Annotated in this window: 18 protein-coding genes and 1 other RNA gene; 2 read left to right on the top strand and 17 right to left on the bottom strand. The window is 62.8% G+C overall.

Annotation, left to right across the window (positions count from 1 at the left end):
* Positions 1-96: 96 nt before the first annotated feature.
* From JI721_RS13680 to JI721_RS13640, 9 genes are all read right to left on the bottom strand, one after another.
* Positions 97-627 carry a YqeG family HAD IIIA-type phosphatase gene (locus tag JI721_RS13680; RefSeq protein ID WP_274455422.1) on the bottom strand — a complete coding sequence of 177 codons (531 nt, stop codon included), beginning with the start codon at positions 625-627 and terminating at the stop codon, positions 97-99.
* A 183-nt stretch (positions 628-810) separates the two neighbouring features.
* A complete protein-coding gene (sigK, locus tag JI721_RS13675) occupies positions 811-1,515 on the bottom strand; it encodes an RNA polymerase sporulation sigma factor SigK (protein ID WP_274455421.1) in 705 nt (234 codons plus the stop codon).
* A 33-nt stretch (positions 1,516-1,548) separates the two neighbouring features.
* Positions 1,549-3,066, bottom strand: coding sequence for a penicillin-binding transpeptidase domain-containing protein (locus tag JI721_RS13670; RefSeq protein WP_274455420.1), 1,518 nt, complete (start codon positions 3,064-3,066; stop codon positions 1,549-1,551).
* A gap of 28 nt (positions 3,067-3,094) precedes the next feature.
* A complete protein-coding gene (mltG, locus tag JI721_RS13665) occupies positions 3,095-4,210 on the bottom strand; it encodes an endolytic transglycosylase MltG (protein ID WP_274455419.1) in 1,116 nt (371 codons plus the stop codon).
* A gap of 21 nt (positions 4,211-4,231) precedes the next feature.
* Positions 4,232-4,645, bottom strand: coding sequence for a Holliday junction resolvase RuvX (gene ruvX, locus JI721_RS13660; RefSeq protein ID WP_274455418.1), 414 nt, complete (start codon positions 4,643-4,645; stop codon positions 4,232-4,234).
* Entirely contained in the window at positions 4,626-4,901 is a 276-nt protein-coding gene (locus JI721_RS13655) for an IreB family regulatory phosphoprotein (RefSeq protein WP_407654029.1), read from the bottom strand. The genes ruvX and JI721_RS13655 overlap by 20 nt, the downstream gene beginning before the upstream one ends.
* 108 nt (positions 4,902-5,009) lie before the next feature.
* Positions 5,010-7,640, bottom strand: coding sequence for an alanine--tRNA ligase (alaS, locus tag JI721_RS13650; RefSeq protein ID WP_274455417.1), 2,631 nt, complete (start codon positions 7,638-7,640; stop codon positions 5,010-5,012).
* 350 nt (positions 7,641-7,990) lie between these two features.
* Entirely contained in the window at positions 7,991-8,287 is a 297-nt protein-coding gene (locus JI721_RS13645) for a hypothetical protein (RefSeq protein ID WP_274455416.1), read from the bottom strand.
* 126 nt (positions 8,288-8,413) lie between these two features.
* Entirely contained in the window at positions 8,414-9,478 is a 1,065-nt protein-coding gene (locus JI721_RS13640; RefSeq protein WP_274455415.1) for an AI-2E family transporter, read from the bottom strand.
* Between the two features lie 276 nt (positions 9,479-9,754).
* Between JI721_RS13640 and crcB (JI721_RS13635) the strand changes: the two genes are divergently transcribed.
* Together crcB (JI721_RS13635) and crcB (JI721_RS13630) are read left to right on the top strand one after the other, a co-directional pair.
* On the top strand, positions 9,755-10,159 hold the full coding sequence (gene crcB / locus JI721_RS13635; protein WP_274455414.1) for a fluoride efflux transporter CrcB: 405 nt from the start codon (positions 9,755-9,757) through the stop codon (positions 10,157-10,159).
* Between the two features lie 6 nt (positions 10,160-10,165).
* Complete coding sequence (gene crcB, locus JI721_RS13630; protein ID WP_274455413.1) at positions 10,166-10,537, top strand: fluoride efflux transporter CrcB; 372 nt, start codon at positions 10,166-10,168, stop codon at positions 10,535-10,537.
* Between the two features lie 169 nt (positions 10,538-10,706).
* Here the strand turns inward: crcB (JI721_RS13630) and JI721_RS13625 are convergent, their stop codons facing one another.
* The 8 genes from JI721_RS13625 to aspS form a co-directional block, all read right to left on the bottom strand.
* Complete coding sequence (locus JI721_RS13625; RefSeq protein WP_274455412.1) at positions 10,707-10,898, bottom strand: hypothetical protein; 192 nt, start codon at positions 10,896-10,898, stop codon at positions 10,707-10,709.
* A gap of 297 nt (positions 10,899-11,195) precedes the next feature.
* Positions 11,196-12,347: a cysteine desulfurase family protein gene (locus JI721_RS13620; protein WP_274455411.1), complete on the bottom strand. Its 1,152-nt coding sequence runs from the start codon at positions 12,345-12,347 to the stop codon at positions 11,196-11,198.
* Positions 12,348-12,400: 53 nt separating this feature from the next.
* On the bottom strand, positions 12,401-12,811 hold the full coding sequence (locus JI721_RS13615; protein WP_274455410.1) for an RrF2 family transcriptional regulator: 411 nt from the start codon (positions 12,809-12,811) through the stop codon (positions 12,401-12,403).
* Between the two features lie 53 nt (positions 12,812-12,864).
* Positions 12,865-14,148 (bottom strand): replication-associated recombination protein A, encoded by a 1,284-nt coding sequence (locus tag JI721_RS13610; RefSeq protein WP_274455409.1) that lies wholly within the window; start codon positions 14,146-14,148, stop codon positions 12,865-12,867.
* Between the two features lie 97 nt (positions 14,149-14,245).
* Positions 14,246-15,292, bottom strand: coding sequence for a low-specificity L-threonine aldolase (ltaE, locus tag JI721_RS13605; protein WP_274455408.1), 1,047 nt, complete (start codon positions 15,290-15,292; stop codon positions 14,246-14,248).
* Positions 15,293-15,605: 313 nt separating this feature from the next.
* A non-coding RNA gene (gene ssrS / locus JI721_RS13600) (6S RNA) lies at positions 15,606-15,788 on the bottom strand.
* Positions 15,789-16,629: 841 nt separating this feature from the next.
* The gene (locus JI721_RS13595; RefSeq protein WP_274455407.1) at positions 16,630-17,013 is read right to left on the bottom strand and encodes a hypothetical protein; all 384 of its coding nucleotides are present in this window, start codon (positions 17,011-17,013) and stop codon (positions 16,630-16,632) included.
* 12 nt (positions 17,014-17,025) lie between these two features.
* The gene (gene aspS / locus JI721_RS13590; RefSeq protein ID WP_274455406.1) at positions 17,026-18,825 is read right to left on the bottom strand and encodes an aspartate--tRNA ligase; all 1,800 of its coding nucleotides are present in this window, start codon (positions 18,823-18,825) and stop codon (positions 17,026-17,028) included.
* Positions 18,826-18,832 lie beyond the last annotated feature (7 nt).

The following is an 18,832-nucleotide window of genomic DNA, read 5'->3' as shown; positions in this document are numbered from 1 at the left end:
CTTCCCCTGCCATGATTCGCCTCACCATATGAACGTTCCCAGTCAGCGGCCAGCGCCGCCTGGTCACGCAGGATTTCCATACCCTGTACAATTCTCTTACGATGACCGCGGCGGTTCTTGCATCCCCCGCCGCCGCAGCGCCCACAAGGCGACCCGTTCGGCCTGCCGCACCAGGCGCGTCCCCCACCACTCCACCGGGTCGATGGGCAGCACCAGAATGGTGTAGAGGCCGCAGCGGTTCCCGCCGCGAACGTCGGTGAACAACTGGTCGCCGACCATCACCGCTTCCTCGGGCTTGGCGCCCAGTTCCTCGAGCGCCTGCAAAAAGGCGCGGGGCTTCGGTTTGCGAGCGGCGCCAACCGCCGGAATGCCCACACGCTTCGCAAACGCCGCGACACGCGCCCCGCGGTTGTTGGAGATGATGCACAGCCGGAAGCCTCGTTCCTGTGCGAGGCGAATCCAGCTCTGCAGCGAGGCCGGCGCGTCCTTGTGATTCCAAGGGACCAGGGTATTGTCGAGATCAGTCAAAATCACTCGCTTGCCCATGTCCCGTAACTTGTCCAAGTCAATGTCGTAGACAGACGAAACATATTCATTTGGCGTCAACTCTGTCAACCAACCCGCCATGTCCGCCCCCGACGCGTTTGGTAACTTCTCGGAAAACTCATGTTGCGTATCACTCTACCACCTGCTCGCTGCGGATGCAACGCACTGCGAAGCAGCCGTCGCTCGCCGGCCGCGTCCGGCCGCGCGGTGCAGCAGGGCACTTCGCGGCGAAGGGCATTGCAGCCGGTCCCCCCATCCTGCATCCTACCCGAACCCGTGCCGGGAGCGCATTTGGTCGTACAGCTTGTTGAGCGCTTTGCGTTCAATCCGGGACACGTAGGAGCGCGAGATGCCCAACTGGGAGGCAATCTCCCGCTGCGTCATTTCTTCGCCGCTTGGCAGGCCGAAGCGCTTGCAAATGACTTCCCGCTCCCGGTCGCCCAGGGCTGGCAGGCTTTCGTACACCTTCTGTTTCTCCCACGTTAAATCCACGTGATCGATGACCTCGTCCGGGTCCGTTCCTAATAAATCAACCAGTGTCATTTCATTTCCATCCTTGTCGGTGCCAATCGGGTTTTGCAAGGACGTCTCGCGGCGGTGCTTCTTGGTGCTGCGCAGATACATCAAAATCTCATTTTCAATGCACCGGGCCGCAAACGTCGCCAATTTCGTATTTCGGTTTGGCCGATAGTTTTCCACCGCCTTGATGAGCCCGATGGTACCGATGGAAATCAGGTCCTCCGTTTCTTCGCCGCTGCCTTCAAATTTTTTGACCAGATGCGCCACCAGGCGAAGGTTGTGTTCGACCAGCTTGTTGCGCGCCTCCGTGTCGCCTTCGCGCATTCGCGCGATGCAGTCCGCTTCTTCCTCTGCTGTCAACGGCTGTGGAAACGCGCTGCTTTTGACGTACGAGACAAATACCGATACGTCCTTCAACGCCAGTGCCAGAAGTGTCAATATGCCAGGCATCGTACGCATCCACCTCCGTCTGGGCCGCTGTTTCTACCCTATGTCGGTGGACGGAAAAAACTGCGTGTACGACTGTGCGAGGGCCTGTACCATTTCGCGCGCCGCTCGGTGACCCACTGCGGAGGGGACGGCACCGTCAAACACGCAAAACGCGATGCGCGGGTGCGCCGCCGGCGCATAGCCAACGACCCACGCGTTGACGAGTCCGCGTCCGACTTCCGCCGTACCGGTCTTCACCGCCGGCTGCATGGCCGAACCCGCCAGAAAGTGCCCAGTCCCGGTGGGCAGCGTCACGGCCGCCCGCATCCCCGCGCCAATCTGCGCGGCTGTCGACCGGGCGATCGCGGCGTTCCCCCGCGCCGCACGGTATTCGCGCACCACTGCGCCGCCGCGCTCGGCGTCCAGCACCAGGCGGGGCTGCTGGCAGCGGCCGCCGCGCGCAATGGTCGCCGCCAGGTTCGCCGCCGCCAGCGGGGAAAGTCGAACGTCCTCCTGGCCAATCGCCGTGTTCGCCAGGAGCCCCGCGTCCTGGCCGGATCGGGCAAACACCCGGCCAGCCTCCGCCCCCGGCAGCACAGGCTTCCCGTGCACGGCTTGGAGCGGCGCGTCGGTGACATGCAGCCGGGCCGCAATTCGTTCCATCGCCCGGCGTCCGGTGCCCATCCCCACTTCTGCGAACGCGACATCACACGACTGCGCGAAGGCCGTGAGCAAGGTCTCCCGCCCATGGACGGTCCAGCACTTCATCTGGACCCCTGGGTGCTCAACCTGGCCGAAACAGTGAAACACCGCGTTCGGCGCGTAGCGGTACGACTCCATGGCAGCGGCCAGCGTGACGATTTTGAACACGGACCCTGGCGTCTGCGCCGTGATCGCCACGTTCCGCCAGGGGTCCTCCCGATTGACACTCGCCATCGCCAGCACATCTCCCGTCGGAACATCCAGCACCACCACCGCGCCCGTCGCCGCCCGCGCCGCTTGCAGCGCGTGCTCGGCCGCCCGCTGCCAGGCCGGGTCAATCGTCGTGCGCACGTCCGCTCCGGAAACCGGCGGAATCGCGTACAACTGCGGGTACTTGCGGCCCTTGGCATCGGCCAGGGTGCCCACGTAGCCCGGACGCTTCCCGGACAGTTCCGCGTCGAAGGCGGCTTCCAGCCCCGAACGCCCCTGCTCCGGCACCACCTTGGCGGACGGCCACACGTCGGGCAGTCCCAGCTGCCCCACGACGGGGTCACGCTGCTTTGCTGCGGCGCGCATTTCGTTGTGGATCCCGACCCGCACCCGCTGCCCGCCTGCCGCCCCCACTTCGGTGTCGGTCCACGCGCCGGTCCACGGCTCCCCGTTTCGGTAGAGGATACGGCCGCGCGCGTCGTCTGTGCGCACGAACCGGAGATGCTCCAAATCCGCGCGCGCCTGCACCCCTGACTGCCACCGCGACGCGGGCTGCCCCGGCGCTGCATGCGCGCCTGTGCACAGCACAAACAGCCGTCCCAGCAGGACGGCGAAGCTGACCATCACCCCGGTTGTACACCATAAAATCCGTCGGCGCATAGGATAAGTTTTCCACGTGTGCCTTGGATTATGCGGACTGCTCTGGTCCGCGTTCCTGCCATGCGCGCCGCGCGCGTTCCAGGTTTTCCTGGCTCAGCCGTTCATTGCGGAGCTGCTGTGCGTAGGTCGTCGCAAAATAAGAGCCCCCGCTGCCGTCGTTTTTGGCGACATAGTAGAGGTACGGGGTGTGCGCCGGGTGCAGGGCTGCCTGAATCGACGACAGGCCTGAGCTCGCAATCGGCCCCGGCGGGAGTCCGGTGATGACATACGTATTGTAGGGGTCATGAATGCGCGTGTCTGCCCGCGTGACCACATCCACGTGGCCCAGGACATACGCAACCGTCGCGTCAATTGCCAGCGGCATGTGCCGGCGCAGGCGATTGGCGATGACACTGGCAATCAGCGGCCGATCACGATTCACCAGCGCCTCCCGCTCAATCAAGGACGCTTCGGTGATGACGTCCGCCAGGGTGCGGTGCTGGCGCGCAATCTCCTGCAGCAACGGCCCGTTCAGGTGACGCTGAAAATCGAGCAGCATGGCATCGACCGCGTCGTGCGCAGGACCCCCGCGAGACAGCACGTAGGTATCCGGAAACAGATACCCTTCCAGCCGGTACTTCACCGCCGTGCGGTGCGGCAGCTGCTGCAGAAACGGTTCGTCAAACGAGTCTTTCTCCTCTGCCTGGAGAAAAGCCTGCCGGGAGCAGACCCCGGCGGCCGCCAGACGGTCGGCAATCTGCGTCACCGTGAACCCTTCCGGAATGGTCACCCGCACCGCGGGCAGGACGCCCCGCTGAAGGCTGTGTGCGATTTGCGCCATCGACGCTCCGGCGGGCAGGCGGTATTGGCCTGCCTGAATGCGGCGGTCCTGCCCCGTCACCGACAGGTATACCCGAAACACGAGCGCGTTTCGGATGAGCCCCGCGGACTGCAGTTCTCTGGCCACCTGCTTCGGCGACTCGCCGGGCTGAACGACCACGCGCGCAACCCGGCCGGTTTCCGCGGCCGGATGGGTGCTCATGCGCACCCACCAACAAACGATGAGCCCCGCCGCCAGCAGGAGCCCCAAAGCCAGGAGCCGCGTGTATCGGCTGCGGAGCATGCGATGTTTGACGTCTGCAGGTTCTGGCTGTCGTTGCAGCAAGGTTCCCTCCCGGTCGGACGTTCAGGTTCTCTCTGCATCCAGGTAGTTTTGCAGCAGCACCGTCGCCGCCACCGCGTCGACCACCTGTTTTCGTTTCTTGCGGCGGACATCGGCTTCAATCAACATGCGCTCCGCCTGCGCGGTGGTAAACCGTTCATCGTACAGGACAACCGGCAGCCCGGTTTCACGCGCCAGCCGATCCGCAAAACGCTGGCACAGTTTGGCCCGCTCCCCGAGTTCACCACTCATCAACTTGGGCAGACCGACGACAATCTTTTCCACGCCGTGGCGGGCCGCCACGGCGTGGATTTCTCTGCACGCTTCCGCATCTGAGGTGCGCTTGATGACCGCTAAACTTTGTGCCAAGAGGGCTGTCTCGTCACTCATTGCCAGGCCAATGCGGGCGAGTCCGTAGTCAACGGCCAGAATCCGCATGCGTTGTCCACTGGGCATAAGCCCGTACGAGTTCTTCAATGAGGTCGTCCCGTTCAATTCTGCGAATCGTGTTGCGCGCATCCAGGTGACTTGTGATGTAGGCCGGATCGCCGGAAATCAAATAGCCTGCGATTTGATAGATTGGATTGTACCCTTTTTCAGTCAGCGCACGATACGCCAGTTCAAATGCCCGCCGCGCCTCTTCATTTTCGGATTTCGCCTCGAAACGCATGGTTTCGTCGAACCCTGCCCCCATTGATGACACCTCACTTACTGAGTTGTTCAAACCGACCGAACCTTACGTGGACGGACAGCCCCCTGACATCCTTCTCCGAACAGGGGGCCATCTCCTCTCGCACATCCCTCAGGACAGGAAACTTGCAATCATGTCCGGAACAGCCGCAATGGCTGCTGGCAGCTTGTCGACGTCGCGCCCGCCGGCCTGTGCCAAGTCCGGACGTCCGCCGCCGCCGCCGCCCGTTTGCTCAGCGACCTGTTTCACCAGCTTGCCGGCGTGCAGATTGCGCTTTTGCAGGTCTGCGGACACCGCCGCCACCAACGCGACCTTGCCGTTCACCGCGCTGCCCAGCACGACGACGCAGGACGGCAGTTTGGCGCGGATCTCGTCCGTGATGCGGCGCAGGGCTTCTGCGTCCGCACCCTCCACGACGGCCGACACCACCGGAATGTCCTGGACCGTCACGACGTTCTCCACCAGCTCTCCCGCCTTGCCGCGCAGCAACCGCGCCTGCACGGACTCCAGCGCGCGTTCCAGGCCCCGCATCTCTTCCAGCGTTCGCTCAATCCGCCCAGTCAATTCTGCCGGCGATGTTTTCAGCAGGGTGCTCGCCTGCTGAAGGATGGTCTCCTGCGCCACCGCGTACTGGTAAGCATAACGGCCCGTGACCGCTTCGATGCGGCGCACGCCCGACCCGATGCCAGACTCCGACACAATCCGGAACTGGCCAATCAGCCCGGTCCGCGGCACATGGCAGCCCCCGCACAGTTCAATGCTGTAATCGCCCGCCTGCACCACGCGCACGCGGTTGCCGTACTTCTCGCCGAACAACGCCATAGCGCCGAGGGCTTTCGCCGCCTCGAGGTCCATTTCTTCAATCACCACCGGGTCGTCGCGCCAAATCGCCGCATTGACCCGCTGCTCCACGTCCCGCAGCTCCGCGGGCGACATCTGCCCAAAGTGCGAGAAGTCGAAGCGGAGGCGTTCAGGTTCGACTAACGATCCCGCCTGTGCCACGTGCGTCCCCAGGACTTCGCGCAGTGCTTTGTGCAGCAGGTGCGTCGCCGTGTGGTTCTTGATGGTGTCGCGGCGGGCAGACGCGTCCACAGCGGCAGTCACCGCGTCATGGATGGACAGCACCCCTGCCGTGACCTTGACCGTATGCACGTGCTGACCGTGCGGCGCCTTCTGCACATCGGTGACCGCTGCGCTGCCGTCCTGTCCTCGAATCTCGCCCTGATCTGCGACCTGACCGCCGCTCTCGGCGTAAAAGGGCGTCACGTCGAGAATGACCTGGCCCTCTTCGCCCGCTTGCAAGTGGTCCACCAGTTCACCGTTCTGGAGCAGCGCCACCACGTGTGCTTGTGCAGAGAGTTCGTCGTAGCCGACGAAGCGGCTGCCCACAGTCAGCGTCTCGAGCGCCGTGCGCTGTGCGTTCATGCCGTCCACGGTCTGCCGCGCCTGACGCGCACGCGTGCGCTGCTGCTCCAGTTCCTTTGCGAACGCGTCGCGATCGACCAAAAAACCGCGCTCGGCCGCGATTTCCTCGGTGAGGTCAATCGGAAACCCGAAGGTGTCGTAGAGCTTGAAGGCGTCGCGCCCCGCCAGGGTGGTTTCTCCGTTCGCGGCGAGGCGGTCCAGCCACTCCGCGAGGAGCGTTTCGCCGTCCGCCAAGGTTTCGTGGAAACGTTCTTCTTCGGTTCGCACGACCTTGCGAATGAAGTCCAGCTTTTCGCGGACCTCAGGGTAGTCCTGGCCCATGATGTCCGAGACAACGCTGACCAGCTCGTTCAAAAAGGGCCGGTCGACCCCGAGTTTCCGCCCGCTTCGCACTGCGCGCCGGAGCAGGCGGCGAATAATGTAGCCGCGTCCTTCGTTGCCCGGGAGCGCGCCGTCGCCAATCGCAAACACGACGGTTCGAACGTGGTCGGCGATGATTTTGAAGTGTACGTCGTTGGCCGCATCCTGGCCGTAGACCTGTCCGGAAATGTTCGCGGCCGCGTCAATCAACGGTTTGAACAGGTCGGTTTCAAAGTTGTTCGGCACGTCCTGCAGGACGGACGCAATGCGTTCCAGGCCCATCCCCGTGTCAATGTTCTTCTTCGGCAGCGGCGTATAGGAACCGTCTGGCTCCCGGTTGTACTGGGTGAACACAAGGTTCCAGATTTCCAGGAAGCGGTCGCAGTCACAGCCCGCCTGGCAGTCCGCTTTGCCGCAGCCGAATTCTGCGCCGCGATCGTAAAAGATTTCCGAGCAAGGGCCGCAAGGACCTTCGCCGATTTCCCAGAAGTTATCCTCGTCCCCGCGAATGATGCGCTCGTCGGGGAGGCCTACGACATCGTGCCAAATGGCGTAGGCCTCGTCGTCCGAGTGGTGAATCGTCACCGACAGGCGCGCCGGGTCGAGCTCCAGATGCTGGGTGAGAAATTCCCAGGCCCAGGGAATCGCCTCTTGCTTGAAGTAGTCGCCAAACGAAAAATTCCCGAGCATCTCGAAGAAGGTCTGGTGGCGCGCGGTGTGCCCCACGTTTTCGATGTCGTTCGTGCGAATGCACTTTTGCGAGCTGACAATGCGCGGGCGCTCTGGAATTTCGCGTCCGTCGAAGTAAGGTTTCAGCGGCGCCATCCCAGCGTTGATCCACAGCAGTGTCGGGTCGTTGTGCGGCACCAGGCTGGCACTTGGAAACACCAGGTGTCCGCGCTCGGCAAAGAACTGCTTGTACATGCGCCGGATCTCTTGACCAGAAAGTTTCTTCACGTGATTCCTCTCCTCACCTTTTCATCCAACCTTGACACACAAACGTCCCCTCATCCCGGCCAGGGACGAGAGGACGAACGCACACTCGCGGTACCACCCTGATTACAACGCCCACCCGCAGGCCGCGGCTTGGAAGGCGCTGTCACTCAACGCGCGATAACGGGCGCAACCGTCGCTTTGGGCGCACTTGGGACTGGCTTCGGAGAGCGCTGCCGGAACACCTTCCACCGCTGGGTGTTCTCTCTGTGACGGCTGAGCGCTGCCTACTTGGTTCCCGCATCGTGTTGTTCTTGATGAGCATTGCCACGCTGTGAACTCGCCTGCATTGTACGAGAACAGGGCAGGATTTGTCAAACCTGCAGCCGGGAGAGAATGCCAATCAGCGCCGCACACGCGGGGATCATGGCAAACAGGACGCAGGCGGAGGCTTTGCGCAGCTGCAGCGGGCCGCCGCGGGTCAACGCGAGAAACCCCCACACCGCGAGGACCATCCCGGCCACGCCTGTCACCCAGTAGAGCAGCTCAAGTGCTGGCAGCACCCGGACGTGACGCGTCTGCCGCACGACATCGTCGGAGAACGCCCACAAAAACAAGGCACAGTCGAGGACAGCGGCCCAAACGGTCACGGATGACATGCGCTTCAACACGGCAACCCGCCTCTTTCCTCTAGCATCCTCTCTATTTTCCACTGCTTGAACGATTCTGTCTACTCCTTTTCCAACCCGTTTCGCGCCAGACCGCTTCATGCCAGGCCGGTGCCCCGCAGCGGTCCGCTACGCTTCGTCGCCGCCGCGCAGTTCGCGCACCGTCTGCCACACCACCTTGCAGACCGCGAGCACGGGCACCGCCACCATCAGCCCGAGAACACCGCCAACCTCCCCGCCGATGAGCAATGCCGCGACAATCGACAACGGGTGCAGTTTCAGCGTTCTGCCCATGATTTGCGGCGACAGCAAGTTCCCTTCGCACTGCTGCACAATGACGTTCACAATCAGCACCTTCAGCGCCATTTGCGGGCTGATCGCCAGTGCCAACAGGAGGGCTGGCGCCGCCCCGATAATCGGGCCAATGTACGGGATGAGGTCGGCAATCGCCAGGAACAGCGCCAGCAAGAGCGCATAGGGCATGTGCACCACCAGCAGCCCCGCGTAGGTGAGCACCCCAACGGCCAGCATCACGAGCAGTTGTCCGCGAACGTAGCTGCCAAAGGTCTGGTCGACGGCAGACAGCACCGCTGCCACCTCTTCACGGTACCGAAGCGGGGCGAGCCGAACCATGCCGCGCCCGATGGCCTTGGCGTCCTTCAACATATAGAACGCGATGAACGGAACCGTCACGATGATGAACAGAGCGTTGACGGTGCTGTTGACCATCGACAACACGCTGGCCGCGTACTCCGTGACATGCTGCTCGGACTGCGTGAGTGCGGACTCGAGGCCCTTGCGCACCGCTTCCGGGAGGTACTGTTTGCGCTGGTTGAGTTCGTCGAGCCAGTGATTCGCCTGTGCAATCAGCGCCGGGAGGTGTTCGCCCAATTGGGCGAACTGGCGGTTGACCATCGGGATCGCGTTGAGCACCGCCACAATCACCAGCAGCACGAAGGCACAGTAAATCACGATAATCGCGATGCCGCGCGGCACTTTGCGCGCGGTGAGCAGGTTGACCAGCGGTTCCAGCAGATAGGTGATGACCAACGCGATGAGGAACGGAATCACGAGCGCCTTGAGAACCACCCAGATGTCGTGAATAAACCCTCGCAACTGGCCAAGCAGGTAGATGGAGAGCAAAATCGCAAACACCGTCAAAACGATTCTCAGCGTTTTTCCGGACACATCCATGCCGATCTTGCCCCCTTTCGGTCAACCTGTTTGTCGGACCGTATCTATCAACACAGTACTGTCCACTTGTGAGGAGTATATGCACGAACAAGCCGATTCCCGCCCTCTATCTGCGCGCTGCAAAGACCTATCGCGCGCGATTTGGCACGGCAGGATGCGCGCCTGCGCCTTCCTTGCGGCGCGGGACAAGGGTTGCGTATACTGAAGTGGAATGTCCAGGACTGAGGTTCGCTGCGGCAGCCTCGGTCACGTCAAGGTCCGGCAGGAGGGGATGGCGTGGCGTATCTAGCAGTGGCCATCGGAGGATTTATCGGCGCCTGCTTGCGGTTTGTGATCAGCGAGATGATTGGCACTGTCCACGGGTTCCCGCTTGCGACCTTGTGCATCAATGTCACGGGAAGCTTCTTTCTGGCGTGGTTCTACACCATCACATTGGAGCGCATTCCAATTCATCCGCATCTGCGGTTAGGCGTTGGAACGGGCTTGGTCGGTGCGTTCACCACCTTCTCGACATTGACAGTTGACACCTGGAAGCTGGTTGAAGCGGGCATGTATACCGACGCAGCGCTCTACGTGACGCTTTCGTTTGTACTCGGACTGGCTGCCGCAGGCTTCGGCTACGCACTCGCAGCCCGTCAATCGAGGCTTCGTTTTCAGCCTGACTTTCGAAAGGAGGGCTGATGCACGGTGGCATTCCTGCTCGTGGGCACCGGCGGCATTCTGGGTGCGCTCTTCCGCTATCAGCTGTCGAAGTGGATTGGCGAGCGGCTCATCGTCTCCTTTCCTGTGGCCACCCTGTTCATCAACGTGACTGGCTCCTTTTTGCTGGGCCTGTTCACGCGGTCGCTCGCTGGCTGGCTCCCGCAGTTCGGGCCTTCTCCCATGCTGCTTTTCGGTGTTGGCCTGTGCGGGGCCTACACCACCTTCTCCACGTTCTCCTATGAATTCATCATCCTGCTCAGAGAGCGCAGGTATGCTGCCGCCTTGCTCTATCTGGCGAGTTCGTTTGTATTCTGCATCGCGGCAGGCGGGCTGGGCCTCTACGGCTTCCCATCCTAAGGCGCTGCACCGCGGTGTGCGGGCTGCGGTGAGTGTGGTCCGCCGCGTCCGCCGCCGGCGGGCGAGGCGCGCGCCCTTCGCTGCGCAGCCGAAGAGCAACAAAAAAGACGTCCAATCGGACGCCCTTTATACCACGATTCAGAACATACCAAGCCCCGCGCCGGACGCGCTATAAGGCGCTCGAACTCATCCCGACTTCGCTTGGCATGCTGGCTACAGAGATGAGCGAACCATCCTCTGCCACTTCATACACTCGCACGGCTTCTCCAGAAACGGAGAACTCGATAAAACAGCCCCAGCAATAAAACTGGTTTGCGCCGATCTTTCCGATATCGCGGCAATTGCAGTGTGGACATCTCATAGGTCTGTCTCCTTTTCGTGATTGTCAAACCTGCTACGACCCTGAATTTGGACCGGCAATCATAGGTATTGCTACTATCGTACCCAAGCGGGAGAAACGATAAACTTCGCATGTGGCGCTGCGGCAAAAAAATAACCCCGACCATAGAACGGGACAACGACACACGCCTCACTTCATTGAAGGACAGCCCTGCTTCCTGCTCGGGCCGATTACCGATTCAATCGTACTCCCACCCCACAAGGCGCGCAATGCAATTATTGGGAGATACCACCATCCCAGGCAATGTTCATGATTTCGTCACGAATCCGATCGGTTTTGTCGGAGTTGACTGATTTCACGCGCAATAATGGCAATTGCATCCTCGATCTCCTCTGCGGTCGTCAGCTCGGAAAAGCTGAACCGCACGGACTGCTGCGCCACTTCCCTGTCGTGTCCGCACGCCAGCAGGACGTGACTGGGTTCGAGACTGCCTGCCGTACACGCCGATCCGGCTGAGGCAGCCACGCCCGCGAGGTCGAGCCGCATCAAGAGGCGGTCGTTGCGCACGCCGAGAAACCGGACGTTGACAATCGTCGGCGCGCCCTCCGGCGGACTTTGCACCTGGACGTCCGGTATCTCCGCCAGCCCGCGCACAAACGTGTCCCGCAGCTTGTCCAGGTGCGCGAGATGCCCCGCCCAGTTGGCGGAAAGGCGCGCCGCTGCCGCGCCGAACCCGACGATGCCCGCCACATGCTCCGTCCCAGCCCGTCGTTTGTGCTCCTGATTGCCCCCGTGGACGACAGGCCGCCAGCGTGTGCCCTCGCGCACGTACAACGCGCCGACCCCTTTCGGCCCATGCACCTTGTGTGCCGAAAGCGCGGCCAGGTCAACCTGCGAATCCCCCAACGCCAGCGGCATCACCCCAGCCGCCTGCACGCAGTCGGTGTGAACCATCACGTCTGGGTCGCGTTGTTTCACCTGGGCCGCCAGTTCGCGAATCGGCTGAAGAGTGCCGAGCTCATTGTTGACCGCCATCACCGAAACAACCGCCGTATCTGGACGCAGGTGCGCCAGCACATCCTCGACCCGTACCACGCCGTTTGCCTGCGGCGCCACATAACTGACCTGTGCGCCGAGGGATTCCAGAAACGCACACGTATCGAGCACAGCGTGATGCTCGATCGCGGTGGTGACGATGTGATTGCGGCCCTGGCTGCGCCCAGCCAGCCAAGCGCCGACCATGGCCGCATGGTCGGCTTCGGTTCCCCCGCTCGTAAACACGATATCACCCGTCTTGCACCCTGCAAACGCTGCGACCTGCGCGCGCGCCGCTTCCACCGCCTTGCGCGCGCTGCGCCCCAGCGCGTACAGGCTGGACGGATTGCCAAACGCCTCCTGCAAGTACGGCGCCATGGCCCGAAACACATCGGGGTGAAGCGGTGTCGTCGCCGCATTGTCCAGGTAAATCACGGCTCTCCCTCCTGTGCGTGCGCCATCTCCTGCCACGTGCCTCGCTATCGAACCTAGATATAGAACATCGGCGGCCCCTGCTCGGCCTCGCGCATGGCCACGAGGTCTTCGAGCGTCACCGACCCGAGCACGTCGAGGATGGCATTTCTCAGCCGGTCCCACAGCTGCCCCAGTCCGTCGTCAAAATCGTCATCGACAATCGTCAAAGGACCCTCCAGGGTCAGAATCACTTCCTTCACGGTGATTTCCGACTTGGGTTTGGCCAACATATAGCCGCCGTACGCCCCGCGCACACTGCGCACAAACTCCGCATTGCGCAGCGGTGCGATGAGCTGCTCCAGGTAATGATCGGACAAGCCCTGTCGTTCTGCGACAGACTTGAGTGACACCGGAGACCCGCCTTCGTGCATGGCGAGATCGACCAGCAGCATCAGGCCGTATCTGCCCTTCGTCGAGATTTTCACAGTTCATCCCCCGTTTGGCTCTTTGGCTCGTACCATGTCTGATTTCGCTTGGTTCAGCGCCGTTCGCGCGGTACATCGGGCCGATAATACGATCGCGGCGACACGCCTTCCGGCCAGTAGTTCTGCTCGACCACATGCCCCGGGTAATCGTGCGGGTAGAGGTACCCCTCGCCGCTGCCCAAGGCCTTGGCGCCTTGATACCCAGTGCCCCGCAGGTGTGCAGGCACGCGAAGTTTCAGCCCCTGTTCCACATCTGCCAGCGCCTGGTTGATGCCCATGTACGCGGCGTTCGACTTCGGCGCCGTCGCCAAGTAGGTGGTGGCTTGCGCGAGCGGGATGCGCCCCTCTGGCATGCCAATCGCCTCCACCGCATGCAGTGCCGCGACCGCCAGCGGCAGCCCGTGCGGGTCGGCGTTGCCAATGTCCTCCGCCGCGAGAATGATGAGCCGCCTGGCGATGAATTTCGGGTCCTCGCCGCCCGCAATCATCTTCGCCAGCCACAGCAGGGCGGCGTCGGGATCGGACCCTCGCACCGACTTAATGAACGCCGAAATCGTGTCGTAATGCTCGTCCCCCGACTTGTCATACAAGACCTGCCTGGACTGGATGGACTGGCGTGCCTGCTCCACGTCAATCACCGGGTACCCATCCGGGCCAAGCGGTGCCGACACAGCTGCCAGTTCCAGCGCGTTCAAGGCGCGCCGCGCATCGCCGGCAGCGTATTGGACCAGGACCGTGGCCGCCTCGGGAGACAGCGTCGCGTGCAGCCGCCCCAAACCCCGCTCTTCATCCGTCAGGGCGCGCTGCAGCAGCTGCCGCAGGTCGTCATCGGTCAGCGGCTCCAGCCGGAACACATGCGACCGGGACACCAGTGCCGAATTCACTTCAAAGTAGGGGTTCTCCGTCGTCGCGCCAATCAGCACGACCAATCCACCTTCCACGTACGGCAGCAGGGCGTCCTGCTGGGCCTTGTTAAAGCGGTGGATCTCGTCGATAAACAACACCGTCTTGCGCCCGTACAACTTGCGCTCGTCCGAGGCTTCCTGAATGACGCGCCGGATGTCCGCCACACCCGCGGACACCGCGTTGAGCGTTTCAAACCGCGCCGAGGTGGCGTTCGCGATGATGTGTGCCAGCGTGGTTTTGCCGCTGCCCGGCGGACCGAAGAAAATCACCGACACCAGTCGGTCAGCCTCAATCGCCCGCCGCAGCAGCGTGCCGGGACCGACGACCGCCTGCTGCCCGACGACCTCGTCGAGCGTCCGCGGCCGCATCCGGTACGCGAGCGGCGCGTCTTGTTCGCGATCGCGTTCAGCTGCTGCACTGAACAAATCCATGCTGATCCCGCCTTCCGCTGTGATACCCGTGCCCTGTTATGTCCTGTGATGCGCGCGGCCCAGTGATGTGCGCGGCCCTGTTATGCCCGTGCCCAAACTAAGCCCGTGCCCCTGCCTGCACCACAGCTGCAATCCGGTCCGCCGCCGTCTCGATGTCCTGACGGCTCACATCATGATGGGTGACAAACCGGACCAGGCTGCCGCCGAAGGACGTGGCGAGCACGCCCTCGCGCGCAAGGGCGTCCAGAAATGCCGGCACCGTCAGACCCGTGGCACCAATATCGGCGATCACGATGTTCGTCTGCACCGTCTCCAAATCGACCTTGACGCCCGGCATCTCGGCGAGGCATTCTGCAAGCCGCCTGGCATTGACGTGATCGTCTGCAAGCCGGTCCACCATTTCGGTCAACGCCAGGATGCCCGGCGCGGCGAGGACACCGGCCTGCCGCATGCCGCCCCCCATGCGCTTGCGCCACTGGCGCGCCCGCTCAATGAACGCCTTCGGCCCCGCCAGCACCGACCCGACGGGTGCACACAGCCCTTTGGACAGGCAAATCTGCACGGTGTCCACGGTGTCGGCGATGGTGCGCGCCGACACCCCGCAAGCAACCGCGGCGTTGAACAGTCGCGCCCCGTCCATATGGACGGGGACGCCGTACGCGTCTGCGACGGCGCGGATGCGCCGAAGGTTGTCGAGCGGAATCACCGTACCGCCCGCCCGGTTGTGCGTATTCTCCAACGAGATGAGCGCGGTCCGCGGGTGATGGACGTTCGGCTCGCGGATGGCGGCGCGAACGTCGTCGGGATCGAGCGCACCCCGGCGTCCGGCCAACTGGCGAATCTGCACCCCAGCGATGGCCGACGCAGCCGCCGCCTCGTAATAGAAGATGTGGGACTCCGCCTCTGCAATCACTTCCTCGCCGCGGCCCGCGTGCGTGGCGATGGCGACCTGGTTCCCCTGCGTTCCGCTCGTGACCAGGAGCGCCGCTTCCTTCCCCAGCAAATCGGCCGCCAATTCTTCCAGTCGGCGAACGGTCGGATCTTCCCCATACACATCATCGCCGACTTCCGCGGTCGCCATCGCCTGGCGCATCGCGTCTGTCGGCTTGGTCACAGTATCACTGCGCAAGTCGATGCGACTCATCCGAAAAGTCCCCATTTCCTATTGATGTACTGCGTTTAATTATACAAGTATCCATTGTATGCCACAATGGAGGGACACCGCAATAGAGCAACCCGACGCGCGGGAGAGAGCGGGGGCGCGTCCGGCCGGGCGAATCGGCGCACTGCAGGTGAAGGCGGGGCGAACGAGGCCCACCGGCGGCGCGAATTGGCGCACTGCAGGTGAGGGTGGAGCGAACGAGGCGCGCGTGTATACGAAAAACGGCCCCCGCAGGCGCCGTTTTTCGTACTTCCCCATATCCATTTCACGCTTCATCAACATGACGCTGATGAAAACATGCCCCGCAAATGCCGTGAAACCCGCGGTTTTGAACCTGCTCTCGCAGGTGGGTGCCCTGCTCATCCAGCTTGCAAGTCCTCGCCGCGCGAGGCGTTTGCGCCTGGTAGAGACTTCGGACTCCCGTAGAATGGGTGTTGGCTCAAAACACAATGGGTTAACACCAACAGCGCAGGGCGCCGACTTCGAACTTGTGGGATTATGTTACCACGGCTCATCAACGCTGGCAAGGATGAACCGCTGGAAAATTCACCATCCATCCGCCATGTGCCTAATCAGTCCTGCATCCAGTCACACATCAGCATCGCCGCAGGCCAGCCGAGCAGCTTCGCTGCCTCCAGCTGTTGCGCCGCCTTCGGCCGCCTAAGGCAGCTTTCGCGCCTTAATCCCCCGCAAGCCGAGTGGGATCCCGACGCTTTAGGCACCTTTCCTTCCTTAACGGGGTCCGGCCCAGCCGGACCGTCCACCTTTAGGAACCTTTCATGCCTTAACGCCGAGAGATGCCGACGCTTTAGGCACCTTTCATGCCTTAGTCCCCCACAAGCCGGGTGGGATCCCGACGCTTTTGGCACCTTTCCTTCCTTAACAGGGTCCGGCCCAGCCGGACCGTCACCTTTAGGAACCTTTCATGCCTTAACGCCGAGAGATGCCGACGCTTTAGGCACCTTTCACGCCTTAGTCGCCCCACAAGCCGGGTGGGATCCCGACGCATAGGGCACCTTTCGCGCCTTAACGGGGGCCCGGCCCAGCCGGACCGTCCACCTTTAGGAACCTTTCATGCCTTAACGCCGAGAGATGCCGACGCTTTAGGCACCTTTCACGCCTTAGTCCCCCACAGGCCGGGTGGGATCCCGACGCATAGGGCACCTTTGGCGCCCTAACGGGGTCCGGCCCAGCCAGTCCCAGCCAGTCCCAGCCAGTCCCAGCCAGTCCCAGCCAGATGCCGACGCTTTAGGCACCTTTCACGCCTTAGTCCCCCACAGGCCGGGTGGGATCCCGACGCATAGGGCACCTTTGGCGCCCTAACGGGGTCCGGCCCAGCCAGTCCCAGCCAGTCCCAGCCAGTCCCAGCCAGTCCCAGCCAGTCCCAGCCAGTCCCAGCCAGTCCCAGCCAGTCCCAGCCAGTCCCAGCCAGTCCCAGCCAGTCCCAGCCAGTCCCAGCCAGTCCCAGCCAGTCCCAGCCAGTCCCAGCCAGTCCCAGCCAGTCCCAGCCAGTCCCAGCCAGTCCCAGCCAGTCCCAGCCAGTCCCAGCCAGTCCCAGCCAGTCCCAGCCAGTCCCAGCCAGTCCCAGCCAGTCCCAGCCAGTCCCAGCCAGTCCCAGCCAGTCCCAGCCAGTCCCAGCCAGTCCCAGCCAGTCCCAGCCAGTCCCAGCCAGTCCCAGCCGGCGCACAGACCCCGCCGCGCACGCCCTGCTCCTGCTACCCGCGCGCCTTCACCTGCAGCTTGAGAATCTCCAGCTGCTCCGGGCTGACCGCAGAGGGTGCGTCCATCATTAAATCGGTTGCGCTGGACGTCTTCGGGAACGCGATGCAGTCGCGGAGGGACTTGCCTTTGCCCATGAGCATCACCAAGCGGTCGAGCCCGAAGGCAATCCCGCCGTGCGGCGGCGTCCCGTACTCGAACGCGTTCAGCAGGAAGCCAAACTTTTCCTGCGCCGCTTCCGGTGTATAGCCGAGCGCCGCGAACATGCGCTCCTGAATGTCCCGGCGATAAATGCGCATGCTGCCGGAGGACAGCTCGAACCCGTTCAACACCAGGTCATAGGCCTGCGCCCGCACGGCGCCCTGGTCGGACTCGAGCTTGTCGAGGTCTTCCCACTTCGGCATCGTGAACGGGTGGTGTTCCGGAACGTACCGCCCGAGTTCCTCGTCATAGCTGAACAGTGGAAAATCGACCACCCACGCAAACCGGAAGGCGTCCGCATCAATCAACCCCAGCGTTTCGCCCAGCTTGAGGCGCAGGGCACCCAGCGCCTGCAGGGCCACCTTGCGCGGCGCGGCCGCAATCAAAATCAAATCGCCAACCTTCGCGCCGGCGGCCTCCACGATGCGCTGCAGCTGTTCGGGGGTGAAGAACTTTGCGATGGGCGACCGGAACGACTCTTCCCCAATCGCGATGGGCGCCACTCCCTTCAACCCAAACGGCGCCACCAGCTTCGACAGTTCGTCCGTCTGCTTGCGCGAATAGTCCGCGCAGCCAGGCGCCACAATGGCCTTGACGACACCGCCGCTCGCCAGGGTGTTTTCAAACACAGCGAACCGCGAACCGCGAACCGCCTCACTCAGGTCCACAATTGGCAAGTCGAAGCGTAAATCCGGCTTGTCCGACCCGTAGCGCTCCATGGCTTCCTGGTAGGTCAGGCGTTGAAACGGCGTCGCAATCTCAATCCCCAGCGTTTCCCGAAACACGGCCGCGAACATCTGCTCCATGAGCGCGAGCAAGTCGTCCATCGACAAAAAGGAGGTTTCGATGTCCAACTGGCTGAACTCCGGCTGCCGATCCGCTCGCAGGTCCTCGTCGCGAAAACAGCGCGCAATCTGGTAATACCGCTCCAGCCCGCTGACCATCAGCAGCTGTTTGAACAACTGCGGAGACTGTGGCAGCGCGTAAAACTCGCCGGGCTGAAGACGGCTCGGCACGATGTAGTCGCGCGCCCCCTCTGGCGTACTCCGCGTCAAAATCGGTGTCTCCACCTCGACAAACCCGTGATCGTCCAGGAAATTCCGGAACGCCCGATACACCTTGTGGCGCAGCATCAACATCTTCTGCATCTCCGGCCGGCGCAGGTCGAGGTAACGGTGCCGCAGGCGCACATTTTCATCCACGTCAATGCCGTCCTGGATGTAAAACGGCGGGTTCTTCGCCTCGTTGAGCACTTCCAGGTCGCTCACGACAACCTCGATGCGCCCCGTCTCAATCCGCGGGTTCACCGTCTCCGGCGAGCGCGCTGCGACGGTGCCCCGGGCCGTGATCACATACTCGTTGCGCAGCGTCTCCGCCAGCCGCATGGCGTTGCCGGACGTTCCGCGATCGCGATCGAATACCAACTGCACAATGCCCGTGCGGTCCCGCAGGTCGATGAAAATCAAGTTCCCCAAATCGCGCCGGCGCTGGACCCAGCCTGCCAGCGCGACGTTGACGCCCTCGGTCAACGCGACGGTGTCCTGGACCCAATGCGTCCGTTCGTAGACTGGCTGCCCTGCATGCGCTCTGTGCATTTCTGTA

It is taken from the genome of Alicyclobacillus cycloheptanicus (assembly GCF_028751525.1).
Taxonomy (GTDB): Bacteria; Bacillota; Bacilli; order Alicyclobacillales; family Alicyclobacillaceae; genus Alicyclobacillus_L; species Alicyclobacillus_L cycloheptanicus.
Note: the sequence above shows the minus strand (reverse complement) of the source record. Positions and strands in the feature narration are given on the sequence as shown.

Bases quoted from the DNA above. Each gene is read 5' to 3' on its own strand.
- JI721_RS13680 (WP_274455422.1), bottom strand. From the start codon at position 627: ATGGCGGGTTGGTTGACAGAGTTGACGCCAAATGAATATGTTTCGTCT.
- sigK (WP_274455421.1), bottom strand. From the start codon at position 1,515: ATGCCTGGCATATTGACACTTCTGGCACTGGCGTTGAAGGACGTATCG.
- JI721_RS13670 (WP_274455420.1), bottom strand. From the start codon at position 3,066: ATGCGCCGACGGATTTTATGGTGTACAACCGGGGTGATGGTCAGCTTC.
- ruvX (WP_274455418.1), bottom strand. From the start codon at position 4,645: ATGCGGATTCTGGCCGTTGACTACGGACTCGCCCGCATTGGCCTGGCA.
- JI721_RS13655 (WP_407654029.1), bottom strand. From the start codon at position 4,901: ATGGGGGCAGGGTTCGACGAAACCATGCGTTTCGAGGCGAAATCCGAA.
- JI721_RS13640 (WP_274455415.1), bottom strand. From the start codon at position 9,478: ATGGATGTGTCCGGAAAAACGCTGAGAATCGTTTTGACGGTGTTTGCG.
- JI721_RS13625 (WP_274455412.1), bottom strand. From the start codon at position 10,898: ATGAGATGTCCACACTGCAATTGCCGCGATATCGGAAAGATCGGCGCA.
- JI721_RS13610 (WP_274455409.1), bottom strand. From the start codon at position 14,148: ATGGATTTGTTCAGTGCAGCAGCTGAACGCGATCGCGAACAAGACGCG.
- ltaE (WP_274455408.1), bottom strand. From the start codon at position 15,292: ATGAGTCGCATCGACTTGCGCAGTGATACTGTGACCAAGCCGACAGAC.
- aspS (WP_274455406.1), bottom strand. From the start codon at position 18,825: ATGCACAGAGCGCATGCAGGGCAGCCAGTCTACGAACGGACGCATTGG.